Source organism: Arthrobacter silvisoli (assembly GCF_003369445.1).
GTDB lineage: Bacteria > Actinomycetota > Actinomycetes > Actinomycetales > Micrococcaceae > Arthrobacter > Arthrobacter silvisoli.
On record NZ_QRCU01000037.1, the window covers coordinates 50,777 to 65,611 of the forward strand.

Annotated in this window: 11 protein-coding genes and 2 tRNA genes; 4 read left to right on the forward strand and 9 right to left on the reverse strand. The window is 65.5% G+C overall.

The features are described 5' to 3' along the window. The first annotated feature begins 40 nt into the window (after positions 1–40). Together valS and DWV11_RS09775 are read left to right on the forward strand one after the other, a co-directional pair. A complete protein-coding gene (gene valS / locus DWV11_RS09770) occupies positions 41–2,659 on the forward strand; it encodes a valine--tRNA ligase (protein ID WP_115788697.1) in 2,619 nt (872 codons plus the stop codon). 539 nt (positions 2,660–3,198) lie between these two features. After that, positions 3,199–4,089, forward strand: a complete 891-nt coding sequence (locus tag DWV11_RS09775; RefSeq protein ID WP_115788698.1) for a DNA-formamidopyrimidine glycosylase family protein — start codon at positions 3,199–3,201, stop codon at positions 4,087–4,089. A gap of 21 nt (positions 4,090–4,110) precedes the next feature. On the opposite strand, the gene DWV11_RS09780 is transcribed toward DWV11_RS09775, so the two are convergent. The 6 genes from DWV11_RS09780 to DWV11_RS09805 form a co-directional block, all read right to left on the reverse strand. Beyond that, on the reverse strand, positions 4,111–4,725 hold the full coding sequence (locus tag DWV11_RS09780; RefSeq protein WP_115788827.1) for a mycothiol-dependent nitroreductase Rv2466c family protein: 615 nt from the start codon (positions 4,723–4,725) through the stop codon (positions 4,111–4,113). Between the two features lie 101 nt (positions 4,726–4,826). After that, positions 4,827–6,113: an ATP-dependent Clp protease ATP-binding subunit ClpX gene (gene clpX / locus DWV11_RS09785; protein ID WP_115788699.1), complete on the reverse strand. Its 1,287-nt coding sequence runs from the start codon at positions 6,111–6,113 to the stop codon at positions 4,827–4,829. A 180-nt stretch (positions 6,114–6,293) separates the two neighbouring features. Continuing rightward, the gene (locus DWV11_RS09790) at positions 6,294–6,953 is read right to left on the reverse strand and encodes an ATP-dependent Clp protease proteolytic subunit (protein ID WP_074591379.1); all 660 of its coding nucleotides are present in this window, start codon (positions 6,951–6,953) and stop codon (positions 6,294–6,296) included. A gap of 37 nt (positions 6,954–6,990) precedes the next feature. Next, on the reverse strand, positions 6,991–7,602 hold the full coding sequence (locus DWV11_RS09795) for an ATP-dependent Clp protease proteolytic subunit (protein WP_070347496.1): 612 nt from the start codon (positions 7,600–7,602) through the stop codon (positions 6,991–6,993). 243 nt (positions 7,603–7,845) lie between these two features. After that, a complete protein-coding gene (tig, locus tag DWV11_RS09800; RefSeq protein WP_115788700.1) occupies positions 7,846–9,225 on the reverse strand; it encodes a trigger factor in 1,380 nt (459 codons plus the stop codon). A 69-nt stretch (positions 9,226–9,294) separates the two neighbouring features. After that, a tRNA-Pro gene (locus DWV11_RS09805) sits at positions 9,295–9,369 on the reverse strand. 135 nt (positions 9,370–9,504) lie between these two features. Between DWV11_RS09805 and DWV11_RS09810 the strand changes: the two genes are divergently transcribed. Next, positions 9,505–9,575, forward strand: a tRNA-Gly gene (locus DWV11_RS09810). Between the two features lie 79 nt (positions 9,576–9,654). Here DWV11_RS09810 and DWV11_RS09815 read toward each other — a convergent pair. The 3 genes from DWV11_RS09815 to DWV11_RS09825 form a co-directional block, all read right to left on the reverse strand. Next, complete coding sequence (locus DWV11_RS09815) at positions 9,655–10,539, reverse strand: Fpg/Nei family DNA glycosylase (protein ID WP_115788701.1); 885 nt, start codon at positions 10,537–10,539, stop codon at positions 9,655–9,657. Then, on the reverse strand, positions 10,539–11,021 hold the full coding sequence (locus DWV11_RS09820) for a ribose-5-phosphate isomerase (RefSeq protein WP_115788702.1): 483 nt from the start codon (positions 11,019–11,021) through the stop codon (positions 10,539–10,541). Before DWV11_RS09820 ends, DWV11_RS09815 begins: the two co-directional genes overlap by 1 nt. 126 nt (positions 11,022–11,147) lie before the next feature. After that, on the reverse strand, positions 11,148–12,131 hold the full coding sequence (locus tag DWV11_RS09825) for a hypothetical protein (RefSeq protein ID WP_115788703.1): 984 nt from the start codon (positions 12,129–12,131) through the stop codon (positions 11,148–11,150). Positions 12,132–12,269: 138 nt separating this feature from the next. On the opposite strand from DWV11_RS09825, the gene pepN reads away from it, so the two are divergent. Next, positions 12,270–14,831 carry an aminopeptidase N gene (pepN, locus tag DWV11_RS09830; RefSeq protein WP_115788704.1) on the forward strand — a complete coding sequence of 854 codons (2,562 nt, stop codon included), beginning with the start codon at positions 12,270–12,272 and terminating at the stop codon, positions 14,829–14,831. Positions 14,832–14,835 lie beyond the last annotated feature (4 nt).

The window sequence follows — 14,835 nt, forward strand, 5'->3', positions numbered from 1 at the left end:
CTGCCGAACGACCATGAAAGACCATGAAAGAATTGGCCCCATGGCTGAATCAACGCAGGGTACAGACACGCCCGCCCCCACTCCCATCAACGTTCCCGACAAGCCCGCCCTGGAAGGCCTCGAAACGGCCCTTACCCAGCGCTGGCTCCAGGACGGCACCTACAAGTTCAACCCGGACACCACCCGTGAAGCGGTCTATTCGATCGACACTCCCCCGCCCACGGCGTCGGGGTCCCTCCACGTGGGCCACATGTTCTCCTTCACCCACACAGACGTCGTCGCCCGCTACCAGCGCATGCGCGGCAAGAACGTCTTCTACCCCATGGGCTGGGACGACAACGGCCTTCCCACCGAGCGCCGCGTCCAGAACTACTACGGCGTCCGCTGCGATCCGGCCATCCATTACAACGCCGACTACCGCCCGCCTGCGACCCCGGCCAAGAACCAGCGGGACTTCGATGTGATTTCCCGCCGGAACTTCATCGAACTCTGCGAAGAGCTCGCGGTCGAAGACGAGAAGGTCTTCGAGAACCTGTTCCAGACTCTCGGCCTTTCCGTGGACTGGAACCTCACCTACCGCACCATCGACGACACCTCCCGCGCCGTCTCCCAGCGCGCCTTCCTGGCGAACCTGGCCTCCGGTGACGCGTACATGGCCGAGGCCCCGACGCTGTGGGACGTGACCTTCCGCACCGCCGTCGCGCAGGCCGAGCTTGAGGACCGGGAAATGCCCGGAGCCTACTACCGCTACCCGTTCTTCACCGCCGAGGGCGAGAAGATCTTCATCGAGACCACCCGGCCGGAACTGCTGGCAGCCTGTGCCGCACTGGTCGCAAACCCCGACGACGAGCGCTACCAGCCGCTGTTCGGCAAGACCGTCACGTCTCCCCTGTTCGGCGTCGAGCTCGAGGTCAAGTCCCACCCCCTCGCCAAGGCGGACAAGGGCTCCGGCATCGCCATGGTCTGCACCTTCGGCGACCTCACTGACGTCACCTGGTGGCGCGAACTCCAGCTGCCCACCCGCGCCATCGTGGGCCGCGACGGCCGCATCGTTGCCGATACTCCGGACTGGATTACCACCGACGCCGGCCGTGAAGCCTACGCCGCAATCGCCGGCAAGACCGTGTTCAGCGCCAAGGAAGCCGTGGTGGAACTGCTCAGCGAGGCTGGCCTGCTGGACGGCGAACCGAAGAAGATCATGCACCCGGTGAACTTCTTCGAGAAGGGCGACAAGCCTCTCGAGGTGGTCACCTCCCGCCAGTGGTACATCCGCAACGGTGGCCGCGACGAGGACCGCCGCGAACGGCTGATCGGCCGCGGCCGCGACATCGACTTCCACCCGTCCTTCATGCGTTCGCGCTATGAGAACTGGATTTCCGGCCTGAACGGGGACTGGCTGGTCTCCCGCCAGCGCTTCTTCGGCGTGCCGATCCCGGTCTGGTACCCGCTGGATGCCGAGGGCAATCCGGACTACGAAAACCCGATCCTGCCCTCGGACAGCATGCTCCCGGTGGATCCCGCAGCGGATGCCGCACCGGGCTATGAGGAGTCACAGCGCGAACAGCCGGGCGGATTCACCGGCGACGCCGACGTCCTGGACACCTGGGCCACGTCCTCGCTGACCCCGCAGATCGTGGGCGGTTGGAGCCGGGACGAAGAACTCTTCGACAAGGTCTTCCCGTTCGACCTGCGCCCGCAGGGGCACGACATCATCCGCACCTGGCTGTTCTCCTCGGCCGTGCGGGCCGACGCGCTCCAGGACACCGCGCCCTGGAAGCACGCCGCGATTTCCGGCTGGATCCTGGACCCGGACCGCAAGAAGATGTCCAAGTCGAAGGGCAACGTGGTGGTGCCCACCGATGTGCTCAACGAGTTCGGCTCCGACGCCGTCCGCTACTGGGCTGCCTCGGCAAAGCTCGGCGCGGACACCGCCTACGAGATCGCCCAGATGAAGATCGGCCGCCGCCTGGCCATCAAGCTGCTCAACGCCTCGAAGTTCGTGCTCAACCTGGGCGCCACCGAGAACTCGGTGCTTTCCGGTGACCTGTCCGTCCTCAGCAACCCGCTGGACCGCGCGCTGCTCGCCCAACTGGCCGAGGTCGTCGCCCAGGCCACCAAGGCCTTCGACAGCTACGACCACGCACGCGCCCTGCAGATCGCCGAGACGTTCTTCTGGCAGTTCACCGACGACTACGTCGAACTGATCAAGGACCGCGCCTACGGTGCCGCCGGCGACGCCGAACAGGCCTCGGTGCTCGCGGCCCTGGCCACGACGCTGGACTCCCTGCTCCGCTTGTTCGCCCCGTTCCTGCCTTTCGCCACCGAAGAGGTCTGGAGCTGGTGGCGTGCGGGTTCGGTGCATCAGGCCGCGTGGCCGGCTCCGCTGGAGATCGTCGACGGCGACACCAGCATGCTGGGCACAGTGGGCCTGGCCCTCAGCGGCATCCGCAAGGCCAAGTCCGAGGCCAAGGTCAAGCAGCGCACCGAAGTACTCTCCGCCGCGATCTCGGCCGGCGAATCCTTCGTGGCACAGCTCAAGGCCGGGCTGGGTGACCTGAAGGCCGCGGCGAACGCGCGGGAGATTTCGCTGGTGGCTGCCGACGGCGAGCTGACGGTCAGCGACGTGGTCCTGGCACCCGCCGAGGAGGCACAGGGATAAGAAATCCGGAATTGGTTCCGGGAGCTTGCTTTGATGGCGGCTCCCGGGACCGGCCGGGGATTTCGGGGCGGCTTCGTCACTGCCGCCTTCATCATGGCCCGGGAGTTTCCGGCTCCCCGGACGTTTCCGGGCAAAGGGGAAGCCCCATCAGCGTTTTGCCGTTGGTGGGGCTTCGACTTTTCGGCTGTCCGGTGACGACTTGACAGCCTGGCGGAATCCTTGGAATTTCAGGTCTTCCTAGCTCGTCACAGCTAGCTTGCTTCTGGCTTTGCCGAAGGCTGCGTCAGATGCATATCACTGAATCTTTGGTTCCCGCGTCCCGCTTCTTTCGAAGTGGGTAAGTACTATTCTTGCCCCGCCTACCGGGCAGCGCAAGGCCTCCGGGGGAACTACCAGGCTGTAATTCCGCTGACCCGTTTTGGGTCTGGTTTGGGCCTGTTCCGCCCCTTGTTTGGGGCACGCTGTTTGAGGCATGCTGCGGGCGGCGCGGGCAGCGGCCAGGGCTCCGCGTTGGCCGCTGGGTGTGGCACAGTATTGCCATGCCGGAACTTCCAGAGGTTGCTGGGCTGTGCGCCTTCCTCGACGCGAAGCTGCGCGGAGCCGTCCTGACAAAAGTCCAGATCACCTCCTTTGCGGTGTTGAAGACCGCAGACCCGCCATACTCGGCGTTGGAAGACCGCACCGTCGCCGGCGTCCAACGCTTCGGCAAGTTCCTCGGCCTCGACATGGGCGGCGTCCATTTCATTTTCCATCTGGCCAAAGCGGGTTGGCTGCGGTACACGGAGAACCCGTCGCCGGCCCCGCTGCGCCTTGGCTCCAGCCCGATCGCTGCGCGCCTGGCCTTCACTGCCCCGCCGTCGGCGGCATCCGACGGCGGTCCGGCGAAGATGGCCTTCGACCTCACCGAAGCCGGCAGCAGGAAGAGCCTTGCGGTCTATGTCGTCCGCGAGCCGCAGGACGTTCCCGGCATCGCGTCCCTGGGACCGGACCCGCTCGCCCCGGACTTTACCCGCGAGGCCTTCGACGGCATCCTTGCGGCATCCCAACAGATCAAGGGACTGCTGCGCAGCCAGAGTGTGGTGGCCGGCATCGGGAACGCCTACAGCGACGAAATCCTCCACGCCGCCAGGATCTCCCCGTTCGCGATCGCAAGAACGCTCGACGGCGCCAGCCGGGACCGCTTGTTCGCCGCCATCGGCAGCGTGCTCGGCGAAGCCGTGGGCTCGGCCGTCGGCAAGGCACCTGACGAACTCAAGGACGGCAAGCGGAGCGCGATGCGGGTGCATGGCCGCGCCGGCGAGCAGTGCCCGGTGTGCGGGGACGTCGTTCGCGAAGTCTCCTTCGCTGACACAGCGCTGCAGTATTGCCCGGGCTGCCAGACGAACGGAAAGATCCTCGCTGACCGCCGGACCTCACGGTTCCTGAAGTAGCCGCCGGCGCGGCCAGGCAGGCTAGTTGAACTCGGGGCTCTCGGTCCGGCTCCGCTTGAGCTCGAAGAAATGCGGGTAGCCGGCCAGGGTCACTGAAGCGTCCCAGATCCGGCCGGCCTCCTCGCCACGCGGGATGCGGGTCAGCACGGGGCCGAAGAACGCGGTGCCGTTCACGGACACCACCGGCGTGCCGACGTCCTGGCCAACCAGCGAGATACCTGCTTCATGGCTGCTGCGGAGCTGTTCGTCGTATTCATCGCTGTCTGCGAAGCGGGCGAGCCCGGCGGGCAGGCCGGTCTGGGCCAATGCCTTCTCGATGACCGATGCGCGGTCCTTGTTGCCTTCGTGGTGGAATTCCTCGCCCATGGCATCGTAGAGGGGCTTGATGAACTCGCTGCCGTGAAGTTCCTTCGCCGCGATGATGACCCGCACGGGTCCCCAGGAGTCATCCATCATGGCGCGGTAGTCGGCGGGCAATTCGCGGCCGTCGTTGAGAACTGAGAGGCTCATGACGTTCCAACTGGTTTCGATATCGCGGACGGCCTCGACTTCGCCGATCCAGCGTGAGGTCACCCAGGCAAAGGGGCAGATCGGATCGAACCAGAAATCTACCTTGTTGACGGTCCGCTCGGGCATGTTCTGCTCAGGCACAGGGGTACTCCTTGGATGGGAAACAGGAACGCAGAGCAAGCAACGGCCGTTGGAGGGCCGGGGCTCCTGTTGATGCGAACGGCGTCTTAGGCGGACTTATTCCGCCGCTTGGCCACCACTTCGTGGGCAATCATGGTGGGCGCGGCCTTCTTGGCAACGGCGTCGGCGGTGATGACCACGCTGGCGATGTCGTCCCGGCTGGGCAGGTCGAACATGACCGGAAGGAGGACTTCCTCCATGATGGCGCGCAGCCCGCGGGCGCCGGTGCCCCTCTCCAGGGCCTGGTCCGCGATCGCGTCCAAGGCGTCGTCGTCGAACAGCAGTTCCACGCCGTCCAGCTGGAACATCTTCTGGTACTGCTTGATCAGGGCGTTCTTCGGCTTCGAGAGAATCTGGATCAGTGCCGGCCTGTCGAGGTTGGACACCGTGGTGATCACGGGCAGGCGGCCGATGAATTCGGGGATCAGGCCGAACTTGAGCAGGTCCTCCGGCATGACATCGCCGTAGCTGTCGACGTTTTCCTTCACCTCGTTCAGCGGGGCGCCGAAGCCGATGCCCTTGCGGCCGGAGCGGGAGCCGATGATGTCTTCCAGGCCAGCGAAGGCGCCGGCCACGATGAAGAGGACATTGGTGGTGTCGATCTGGATGAATTCCTGGTGCGGGTGCTTGCGGCCGCCCTGCGGCGGCACGGACGCCACGGTTCCTTCGAGGATCTTCAGCAGCGCCTGCTGGACGCCCTCACCGGACACGTCCCGCGTGATGGAGGGGTTTTCGCTCTTGCGGGAGATCTTGTCGATCTCATCGATGTAGATGATGCCCTGCTCGGCCTTCTTGACGTCGTAGTCCGCGGCCTGGATGAGCTTGAGGAGGATGTTTTCCACGTCCTCGCCGACGTAGCCGGCCTCGGTCAGGGCGGTGGCGTCGGCGACGGCGAACGGAACGTTCAGCCGGCGGGCGAGCGTCTGCGCGAGATAGGTCTTGCCGCAGCCCGTGGGGCCGATCAGCAGGATGTTGGACTTGGCGATCTCCACGTCGTCGTGGTGGCCGCCTTCGCCGAGTCCGCCCTTGGGGGCATGCCCAGCCTGGATGCGCTTGTAGTGGTTGTAGACCGCGACGGCAAGTGATCGCTTGGCGGGTTCCTGGCCAATGACGTATTCCTGCAGGAAATCGAAGATCTCCCGGGGCTTGGGCAACTCGAAGCTGCCCAGATCCGACACTTCGGCGAGTTCCTCTTCGATGATCTCGTTACAGAGTTCGATGCACTCGTCGCAAATGTAGACGCCGGGCCCGGCGATCAGCTTCCGCACCTGCTTCTGGCTCTTTCCACAGAAAGAACACTTCAGCAGATCCGTGCTCTCGCCAATCCGGGCCATGTGGGGAATCCCTTCGTTTCTTGCGGACGGAACCTCACTGCCCTGCTCCTGCGCGAGGAGCCACAGCGGGCGCCACCATGACAACTTCCACTGTAGGACACAATGGGCTGCTTGGGTTGAAACAGGACGCCGGTGCGGTCCATATTTCCTGGGACCGCACCGGCGTGCCGACGTTGCCGGCTAGCGGGCGATTGCCTGCGGCTTGATCTTCCGCGAGTCAAGGACCTGGTCGATCAGGCCGTAGTCCTGGGCCTCGGCGGCGGTGAGGATCTTGTCGCGTTCGATGTCGTTGTTGACCTGCTCGGACGTCCGGCCCGAGTGGTGGGCCAGGGTGTCTTCCAGCCAGGTCCGCATGCGCATGACCTCGGCGGCCTGGATCTCAAGGTCCGAGGCCTGGCCGCCCTGGCCGCCGGAGAGTGCCGGCTGGTGGATCAGAACGCGGGCGTTGGGGAGGGCGAGGCGCTTGCCGGGCGTGCCGGCCGCAAGCAGGACCGCTGCCGCGCTGGCTGCCTGGCCCAGGCAGACCGTCTGGATCTCCGGGCGAATGTACTGCATGGTGTCGTAGATCGCCGTCATGGCCGTGAAGGAGCCGCCCGGCGAGTTGATGTACAGGGTGATGTCACGGTCGGGGTCGGTGGACTCGAGGACCAGCAGCTGGGCCATGATGTCATCGGCCGAAGCGTCGTCCACCTGCACGCCGAGGAAGATGATGCGGTCCTCGAAGAGCTTGGTGTAGGGATCCTGGCGCTTGAAACCGTAGGGGGTGCGCTCCTCGAACTGCGGGAGGACGTAGCGGCTGGACGGAAGATTACCGGCAGACCATCCGAAGTTGTAGTTCATTTCATTGCTCCTGGTGTTCAGTGGGTCGTGCTGCCGGTTACTTCTCGGAGTTGGAGGCGTTCTGGGTTCCGCCCCCGCCGGCCACGGAGCCTGCGTGTGCGGAGATCTTGTCGAAGAAGCCGTACTCGAGTGCTTCGGTGGCGGTGAACCACTTGTCGCGGTCGTTGTCCTTGAGGATGGTTTCCACGGTCTGGCCGGTCTGTTCCGCGGTCAGCTCCGCCATGACCTTCTTCATGTGGAGGATGAGCTCGGCCTGGATCTTGATGTCCGAGGCGGTGCCGCCGATGCCGCCCGAGGGCTGGTGCATCAGGATGCGGGCGTTGGGGGTCGCATAGCGCTTGCCCTTGGTGCCCGAGGAGAGCAGGAACTGCCCCATGGAGGCCGCCAGGCCGGTGGCCACGGTGACGACGTCGTTCGGGATGAACTGCATGGTGTCGTAGATGGCCATGCCTGCGGTCACTGAACCGCCCGGGGAGTTGATGTAGAGGTAGATGTCCTTCTCCGGGTCCTCGGCGGAGAGCAGGAGAAGCTGGGAGCAGATCGCGTTGGCGTTCTCGTCACGGACCTCGGAGCCGAGCCAGATGATGCGCTCTTTCAGCAGGCGGTTGTAGATGTAGTTGTCCTGGGCTGCCGGATCGACAGTTGCCATCCGGGGCGCCTCTGCGTGCTGTGACATATGTACTTACCTCTCGCTGGTGACAGGGCCGTTGCTGAAGTTGCCATCCCTGATCTTCACTACTTGGACACTAACCGGTTTCGAAGCCGTTTTGTTCTCCGGAATCGCACTGTTCGCTGACGGCGCACGATTGCCGCGCGGGCCGGGATTCGGCGGGATGCGGGCTTAAAAAGCACACCCCCGGATCGGTGGATCCGGGGGTGTGCTGAAGCCTGATTAGAACTTCACTGCAGCGGGGTCGTCGCTGGGGACAGCCGCTGCGGCTTCCTCGGCCTCTTCGGCTGCGGGAGCCTCGGCAACCTCACCGGCGGGGCGGACGAAGTCGCTCAGGTCGACCTTGTTGCCTTCGGTGTCGACAACCTCGGCCTGGCCCAGGACGACGGCCAGTGCCTTGCGGCGGCGGACCTCGGAAACCATCATGGGAACCTGGCCGCTCTGGTCAATGATCTGGGCGAACTGGTTCGGGTCCATGCCGTACTGGCTGGCGGTGGTGACGATGTAGTCGATCAGCTCGTTCTGGCTGACACCGACCTCTTCCTTGTCGGCGATGGCGTCGAGGATGATCTCGTTCTGGAAGGCGCGGGCGGTGTTGGCCTTGACCTCTTCGCGGTGCTCTTCGGTGTCGTGCTCGCCTTCACCGTGGGAGTTCTCCGCGCTGAAGTGCTGTTCCAGCTGCTCTTCGATGACGGAGTCCGGAACGGGAACCTCGATCAGCTCAACGAGCTTGTCCAGGACCTTGTCACGGGCTTCGACGCCCTGGCCGACAACCTTGGACTCGGCTGCCTGCTTGGCGAGGTCTTCACGCAGTTCGGCAAGGGTGTCGAACTCGGAAGCCAGCTGTGCGAAGTCATCGTTGGCTTCCGGGAGCTCGCGTTCCTTGACGGCCTTGACGACGACCTTCACCTGGGCAGCCTCGCCCGCGTGCTCGCCGCCGACCAGCGTGGTGTCGAAGATTGCCTCTTCGTCGACCGAGAGACCGGAGACGGCTTCGTCCAGGCCTTCCAGCATGGTGCCGGCGCCCACCTGGTAGGACAGGCCGGAAGCGGAGTCAACCTCGGCGTCGTCGATCAGGGCGGTGATGTCGATGGTGAGGAAGTCGTCGTTCTTCGCCGGGCGGTCAACGGACTTCAGGGTGCCGAAGCGGCCACGGAGCTCGTCGAGGGCCTTGTCGACGTCGGCGTCGGAAGACTCAGCGGCGGCAACTTCGACCTTGATGCCCGAGTAGTCGGGGAGTTCAACCTCGGGACGGACATCGATCTCGACCTGGAACTTCAGTTCACCGTCGGTGGAGGAGGGGTCCGGAACCTCGGTGATCTCAACCTCGGGACGGCTCAGCGGGCGCACGCCGGTTTCCTGGACGGCAGCCTGGTACCAGCCGTTGAGGCCATCGTTGATGGCAGTCTCCAGGACGTAGCCGCGGCCGACGCGCTGGTCGATCAGCTTGGAGGGAACCTTGCCCTTGCGGAACCCGGGAACCTGGATCTGCGAAGCAACGGTCTTGTAAGCGGCATCGATGCTCGGCTTCAGTTCTTCAAACGGAACCTCAACATTGAGCTTGACCCGCGTGGCGGTGAGGTTCTCGACAGCGCTCTTCACAGTCTAAGTACTCCTGGTTTTGTGGGATGGGTTTCTGCTGCGTTCCCGGATCGGAACAGACTTACAGAGTCGGGGTGACAGGATTTGAACCTGCGACTTCCTGCTCCCAAAGCAGGCGCTCTAGCCAAGCTGAGCTACACCCCGTGAGTGCACAGGACAGTCTACGGCCAAGAATCGCCAGTTTGCACATTTGACACTTGGCACCTGAATTGGGTTTAGTTATATCCGGCTTGAACAGCCACCGGGAATTGCACGGATGCATCAATCCTGCACTACTCCGGGGACGTAGCTCAATGGTAGAGCCTCAGTCTTCCAAACTGATTACGCGGGTTCGATTCCCGTCGTCCCCTCCGAACAGCAAGAAGGGCCCCTCCCGAGGGGCCCTTCTTCGTTGCCGTGCTTCGTTCCGGGAACGGCACCTGCCGGCGCCTAGTTCTGGCAGCCCGGGCACCAGTAGAGCTTGCGGGCGGCGATCTCAGTCACCGCAACCGGAGTGCCGCAGCGGCGGCAGTCCTGCCCGGCGCGCTGGTAGACATAGTGCGCTTCGCCGTCGAGCGGTCCTGCTCCCCCGCTCCACAACGCGGCGGGCGTCGTGATGATCCGGCCGTCCCGGACGCCGTCGGACATCGCAGCGACTGTGTCGTCCCACAGGAGGCCTGCCGACTCCGCACTGAGCGCGTTCCCCGGCGTCCACGGATCGAGGCCCTGCCTGAACAGCACCTCCGCCCGGTAGATGTTGCCGACGCCGGCCAGCACGGACTGGTCCATCAGCAGCAGGCCGACGGCGGTCTTGCGGCGGAGCAGCCGCCCGATGAATTCCGTGCGGTCCCCCGGGACCAGGTGCAGCGGGTCCGGTCCCAGCTTCGCGCGTGCGGCCCGGGCTTCCTCTCCGGTGATGGCAGCGCAGGTGCTGGCGCCGCGCAGGTCGGCCCAGCCGTGGGCTGATACGAGGCGCACCCGCACCGCGCCCACGGGTTCCGGCGGCCCGGAGTAGGCTACGCCGTCGTCCTCGGACCCGGACTCGCGTTCGCCGATCCGGCGCGGAGCACCGATGCTGGAGGCGCCGCGGAACGTTTCGTCGCCGCCGAAGTCCCATGCTCCGTAGAGGCCAAGGTGCACATGCAGGTACTTCCCGTTGTCAAAACGCAGGAAGAGTTGCTTCCCGTGCGCGGTGGCCTCGAGCAAGCGCTGGCCGTCGAGCAGCGCCGCACCTGCGGCGAAGCGGCCCTGCGGGCTGGAAACCCGCAGGGCGCTGCCGCCGAAGACGTCCTGGAACTGGCGGGCAAGCCTGTGAACCGAATGCCCCTCAGGCACTATTCGACGATTTCGCCGCTGTTTTCGTACGTGGCGATCTTGCCGATGCGGCGCACGTGGCGTTCGTCATTGCTGAAGGGCTCCTCGAGGAAGAATTCGATCAGCTGGGTGGCTTCCTCAACGCTGTGCTGGCGGCCGCCGACGGCGATCACATTCGCGTCGTTGTGTTCGCGGGCGAGCTTGGCCGTGGATTCGTTCCATGCCAGGGCCGCACGCACGCCCTTGACCTTGTTCGCGGCGATCTGTTCGCCGTTCCCGGAACCGCCCAGGACGATGCCGAGGGCGTGGACACCGGCTTCCTGGTCCGCCACGACGGCGCGGGCAGCGTTGATGCAGAAGGAGGGGTAGTCGTCCAGGGCGTCGTACACCTTTGGGCCGTGGTCAACAACCTCGTAGCCCTTGGCCGTGAGGTGGCTGACAAGGTGGGCGCTGAGCTCCATGCCGGCATGATCCGTGGCAATGTGGACGCGGGGTGTGGTCACTGGAAGTCCGTTCGGTCTGGGGCGCGGGTCGGCAGGGGCCGGGCCGCGGCGGTGAGGGGATGCGGTACTAGGGTACTAGGTGGACTCCCAGGGACCCGCCAGCGATGCGCTTTAAGTCAGCCACGCCTACTGGCCGTGCGCCCGGTCGGCCACCCGGTTCAGCAGCCCCGCGAGCCGGTCCGCACTCGCAAGGCTCCCTGCGCTCAGTGCCACGCGCCGTCCGTTGAGCTGGCGCACGACGACGGCGGGTCCGCTGCTGACGAGCATGGCCGTCGCACCGCCGTGGTGCCGCAGGCCCCAGCCCCCGAAGTCGGCCGCCTTGACCTCCGCAGGCGTGGCGGCCGCGATGTCAACCGCCGGCACCTTCAGGACCCGGAGCACTCCGGCAAGGAAGACTTCGAGACCGGCGCGGTCGGCCTTGACCCTGACGAAGAGGAAACAGGCCCCAAGGATGGCGACGCCGAACACCAAGGCACCGAGCCACGGCACGGCAACCGAAATCAGCATCGCCGGAAAGACCGCGGCCACACAGATCATAACGAACACCGAACTGCGGGCGTGGACCCACAGCTTCAGGGAGTCATCGGCCAAGCCGGGATCCTCCCGGCGGATGCGCTCCGCTTCGAGGGCCGCATCGTCCTCCGGTGTCCACCGCGGATCGGGCTTGAAGGCGAAGACCATCACAACCCCCAGCGACAGCGCCGCACCGGCACCGAGCGCCAGCACCGTGGCATCGACATGGGAACTACGCGCATCCGCCAATCCGGCCTGGCCCACCAAGCCCGCCGCGAGCACGGCGGTGATGAACAGGCTCACCATCAGGCCCAGCCCCATCATCAGCCGCCGCATGATGGCCGGCCGGGAAATGGGCACGGCCTGGACGAACACGAGCCACCCTGCCAGGACCATGAGGGAAGCCCCGCCCGCCACATAGGCGCCGAACGGCGCAAAGCTGCTGCCGCCGTCGGCGTTCCAGGTCACCGCAAGGGAATCCGGAAGCTCAGGCCGGAGCATGAGAGCGCAGACAACAAACGCTGCGGCGAGAAGGAGTGGGAATGCCACTGCAAAACGCAGTGCCCGGAAATCGAGAGAGTCGCGCAGCTTGCCCATGGCTTAACGCTACTCCCGGCCGACGACACTTTGTGATGAACCTTGCCAAGCCGGAAGGAACTGAAAGAATGGCTTCACAGCGCCGGAGCCGGGTGAACCCGTCCGGCTTCTCTGCACACCACTTCTTGGAGGCACCCCTTGCCAGGCCTGAACCTCACCCGCGCCGAAGCCGCGGAACGCGCGGAACTGCTCGCCGTCGAGTCCTACGACGTCGTCCTCGACCTGACGAGGGGCGGGACGGTCTTCGGGTCGACGACGGTGGTCAAGTTCACCGCCACGGCTGGTTCGTCCACGTTCATCGACGCCATCACGGACAAGGTGCACAGCGTCACCCTGAACGGCAGGGAACTTGACCCGGCCGAGGTGTCCGACGGCGTCCGGATCCAGCTGCCGGACCTCGCCGCGGAAAACGAACTCACGGTGGTGGCGGACGCTCCCTACATGAACACGGGCGAGGGGTTGCACCGCTTCGTGGATCCCGTGGACGGCGAGGTGTACCTCTACACGCAGTTCGAGGTGCCGGATTCGCGCCGGATGTTCGCCGTCTTCGAACAGCCGGACCTGAAGGCAACCTTCACGTTCACCGTCACGGCCCCCTCGCACTGGGACGTCATCTCCAACTCCCCGACGCCCGAGCCTGCGGAAGCCACGCCGGGAGACAACGGGGAGGCCCGTTCGGTCTGGAGCTTCGCGCCCACCCCGCGGCTGTCCTCCTATGTCACGGCATTGATCGCCGGCCCGTACCAGTCGGTACGCAGCGAGGTCACCAGTTCCGACGGCCGGGTGGTCCCGCTGGGCGTCTTCGCCCGGAAGTCCCTGATGCAGTACCTCGACGCGGAGAACATCTTCGAACTGACCCGCCAGGGCTTCGAGTTCTTCGAGGCCCAGTTCGGCTTCCCCTATCCGTTCGAGAAGTACGACCAGCTGTTCGTTCCGGAATTCAATGCCGGCGCCATGGAGAACGCGGGCGCTGTGACCATCCTGGAAGGTTACGTCTTCCGCGGAAAGGTGGCCGAGGCGCAGGTGGAGCGCCGCGCCATCACGGTCCTGCACGAGCTGGCGCATATGTGGTTCGGCGACCTCGTGACCATGCGCTGGTGGAACGACCTGTGGCTCAACGAATCCTTCGCCGAGTACATGTCCCATCTGGCGGCCGTCGAGAACACCGTCTTCGACCACGCCTGGACCACCTTCGCCTCGGTGGAGAAGTCGTGGGCATACCGGCAGGACCAGCTGCCCACTACGCACCCGATCTTCGCCGAGATCAACGACCTGCAGGACGTCGAAGTCAACTTCGACGGCATCACCTACGCCAAGGGCGCCTCCGTGCTCCGCCAGCTGGTTGCGTGGGTGGGGCCGGAGCAGTTCATGGCGGGTGTCCGCGAATACTTCAAGAAGCACGCGTGGCAAAACACCGAACTGTCCGACCTCATGGTGGAACTGGAGGCGGCCAGCGGCCGGGAACTGGACCAATGGGGCAAGCTCTGGCTGGAAACGGCGGGGGTCAACACCCTCTCCCCCGAGATCGACGTGGACCACGACGGCGCCATCACCGGGTTCACCATCCGCCAGACCGCCATCGACGAGCAGCCCGTGCTGCGCCCGCACCGACTCGCAGTCGGTTTCTACGAGCTTTCCGGTTCCGGCAAGCTTGAGCGGGTGCACCGCGAGGAGCTCGACGTCGACGGCCCGGCCACTCAAGTCCCGGCACTGCTCGGAAAGCAACGCCCCGCGCTGATCCTGCTGAACGACGACGATCTTGCCTACGCCAAGGTCCGCCTCGATCCGGTGTCCCTGGCCAGCGCGAAGGCGCACTTGAAGGACTTCGCGTCCAGCCTGCCGCGGACCTTGGTGTGGGGCTCGGCCTGGGATGCAGCCCGTGACGGCGAGACCCCGGCGCGCGGCTACGTTGAGTTGATCCTGGCCAACATTGCATCCGAGACCGATTCCTCGGTGATCCTGGTGCAGCTGCGCCAGCTCGCCACCACGCTGAACTTCTACGTGGCCGCCGAACACAAGGACGCAACCGCCGAGGCCGCCGCCGACCGGCTCTGGGACCTGGCTTCCTCGGTGGACGCCGGGTCCGATGCCCAGCTGCAGTTCGTGAAGTCCTTCGCGCTGCTGGCGCGCAGCGGAAACCAGTTGGACACCATCCAGGCGCTGCTCGACGGCTCCCGCTCCCTGGCCGGCCTCACCCTGGACCAGGACCTGCGCTGGGAACTCCTGACCTCCCTCGTGGTCGGCGGGCGCGCGGACCAAGCGCGCATCGATGCCGAGCTCGAACGGGACCACACGTCCAGCGGCCAGAACGCGGCAGCCCAGGCCGCAGCGGCGCTGCCGACGCCCGAAGCAAAGGCCGCAGCCTGGGAGAAGATCGTGGTCACTGGCGAGCTGTCCAACGCACTGCAGGGCTCCGCCGTCGCCGGCTTCACCCGCGTGCTGGACACCGCGCTGCTGGAACCGTACGCGGAGAAGTACTTCGAGGCGGTTCCCGAAATCTTCGCCAAGCGGACCCACGCCCTGGCCCAGCAGATCATCGTGGGCCTGTACCCGGCCCAGCTGACCACCCAGGACACCGTGGACCGGACCGACGCGTTCCTCGCCTCCCTGCCCGAGGAAAGCGCGGCACTGCGCCGCATGATGCTGGAGAACCGCGACGGCGTGGCCCGGGCCCTGCGCGCCCGGGCGGCCGACGTCTGAGTCC